This is a genomic window from Streptomyces silvisoli, assembly GCF_029269905.1.
In the GTDB taxonomy this organism is placed as follows: domain Bacteria; phylum Actinomycetota; class Actinomycetes; order Streptomycetales; family Streptomycetaceae; genus Streptantibioticus_A; species Streptantibioticus_A silvisoli_A.
On the sequence record NZ_JARJBC010000055.1, the window covers coordinates 1 to 1,900 of the forward strand.

Consider the following 1,900-nt stretch of genomic DNA (forward strand, 5'->3'; position numbering starts at 1 on the left):
GCGGGGCGATGAGCGCGGGAGGCAGCCATGACCACCAGCACCTGGGCCGGAGACATCGTGGTAGGCGTCGACGGCTCGGAGGACTCTGACCGCGCTCTCGACTGGGCCGCCGCCGAGGCCGACCGCCATGGCAGCGCGCTGCACATCGTGCACGGCGTCGGTACCGCCCCGGATCCGGACAAGGGGACCGGCCCGGCCGACGGGGACCTGCTGACCGCGCAGGCCGCGCGCACCATGTTGGACGAGGCGGGAGAACGAGCGGCACGCGAGCACCCGGGCCTGAAGGTGACGACCACACTCGCCTACGAGGAGGGCCCACAGGCGGTTCTCGCCGCGGCCGCCGGAGCCGCTCTCACCGTGCTCGGCACCCGGGGACGCGGCGGCTTCGCCGCCCTCCTGCTGGGATCCGTCGCCCTGCGCGTCGCGGCCCACACCACCTGCCCGCTGGTCGTCGTACGCGGTGAGCGGGCCCGACCCGCGATCGGGACGGTCGTGGTCGGGGTGCAGGACGAGATGGACGCCCACACCGTCCGGTTCGCCCTCACCACCGCCGCCCGCTGGCACGCGTCGGTGCGCGCGCTGCACGCGTGGCAACCGCTCGGGGAAGTCGGGCTGATGGCCACGCAAGTCGACACAGTGCACGAACTGCGGACAGCACATGCGGCACTGCTGTCCCGCACCGTCGAGGCCGCGCATCTGACCGCACCGAAAGCACCACTGTCCCAGGAGGTCGTGGTGAGCAAGCCCGCCGTCGCCCTCGTGGAGGCCTCGGCCGAGGCAGACCTGGTGGTGGTGGCCGCCCACCGGCCACACGGGCCGCTCGGGCTACGCCTCGGACCAGTCGTCCACGCCGTCCTGCACCACTCGCGCTGTCCCGTCGCCCTGGTGCCGGACCGCTGAGACCAGCGGCCCTGCGTACCTACGCGCCGCGCAGGACGGGTCCGTTCGGCCCTGCCGAAGGCCGGTCGGCGGAACTAGCGTGCCTTGTAGACGACCCCGGGAGGTAACGATGGTCGGGTCGACTGTGCACGATGTGATGACGAAGGACGTCGCGGCGGTTCGCCTGCACACCCCGTACAAGGAAATCGTGCGGATCCTGCAAGAACGCCGGATCAGCGCCCTGCCGGTCCTGGACGACGACGGCAGACTGGCGGGTTTGGTCTCCGAGGCCGACCTGTTGGACAAGACATCGGGTGAGGAACGCCCCACCGGACCACTGAGCGGACTGCGCCGGCGATCCCGCCACGGGCCGAAGGCGACCGGTCTCACCGCTGACGCCGTCATGACGGCTCCAGCGATCACCGTCAACGCCACCGCGAGCGTGACCGCGGCGGCGCGGATCATGGCCCGCCGCGCGGTCAAGCGCCTGCCGGTGGTCGACGACCAGGGGCGACTGGTAGGCATCGTCAGCCGCCGCGACCTGTTGCGTCTCTACCTCCGGTCGGACGAGGAGATCCGCGAGGAAATCCAACGCGATGTGTTCATGCGGGTGTTGTGGGCGGACCCTGAGAACTTCGACATCGAGGTGCACGACGGAGTCGTCACCTTGACCGGCATGCTGGAGCAGCGCAGCGCCATTCCGGTGGCAGAACGACTGAGCCGTTCCGTGGGCGGAGTGGTCGACGTTATCAACCGTCTCACCTACCGCTTCGACGACACCGAGGGCAGGCCCGCCTTCCGATCCGTCGAATAGCGCGACCGCTCAGGACGGTTCGAACCGCCGCTGCCGCGCTGACACCAGATCGCATTCGACGTCCACCACGCCTTCGACCGCACGCGTCAGGCGGACCGCGATGGGCACGAGCGAGGCGTCCGGCACCTGGCCGCGCAGGGTAGCGACGCCCTGGTCAACGGTGACGTCGACCGGAGGCGAGCCGCCAGGGAAGAGCAGCCCGACGAT

The 1,900-nt window shown here is 70.7% G+C and carries 3 protein-coding genes; 2 read left to right on the plus strand and 1 reads right to left on the minus strand.

Features of this window, described 5'->3' with window-relative positions; genetic code table 11:
- The first annotated feature begins 27 nt into the window (after positions 1 to 27).
- Both P3G67_RS35625 and P3G67_RS35630 read left to right on the plus strand, forming a co-directional pair.
- Positions 28 to 900 carry a universal stress protein gene (locus tag P3G67_RS35625; protein ID WP_276097220.1) on the plus strand — a complete coding sequence of 291 codons (873 nt, stop codon included), beginning with the start codon at positions 28 to 30 and terminating at the stop codon, positions 898 to 900.
- Positions 901 to 1,009: 109 nt separating this feature from the next.
- Positions 1,010 to 1,693: a CBS domain-containing protein gene (locus tag P3G67_RS35630; protein WP_276097221.1), complete on the plus strand. Its 684-nt coding sequence runs from the start codon at positions 1,010 to 1,012 to the stop codon at positions 1,691 to 1,693.
- Positions 1,694 to 1,702: 9 nt separating this feature from the next.
- On the opposite strand, the gene P3G67_RS35635 is transcribed toward P3G67_RS35630, so the two are convergent.
- On the minus strand, positions 1,703 to 1,900 hold a 198-nt coding region (locus P3G67_RS35635; protein WP_276097222.1), incomplete at its 5' end, for a BON domain-containing protein.

What these genes read in the sequence shown, in the direction of transcription:
- P3G67_RS35625 (WP_276097220.1), top strand. Translation starts at nt 28, where the DNA reads ATGACCACCAGCACCTGGGCCGGAGACATCGTGGTAGGCGTCGACGGC.
- P3G67_RS35630 (WP_276097221.1), top strand. Translation starts at nt 1,010, where the DNA reads ATGGTCGGGTCGACTGTGCACGATGTGATGACGAAGGACGTCGCGGCG.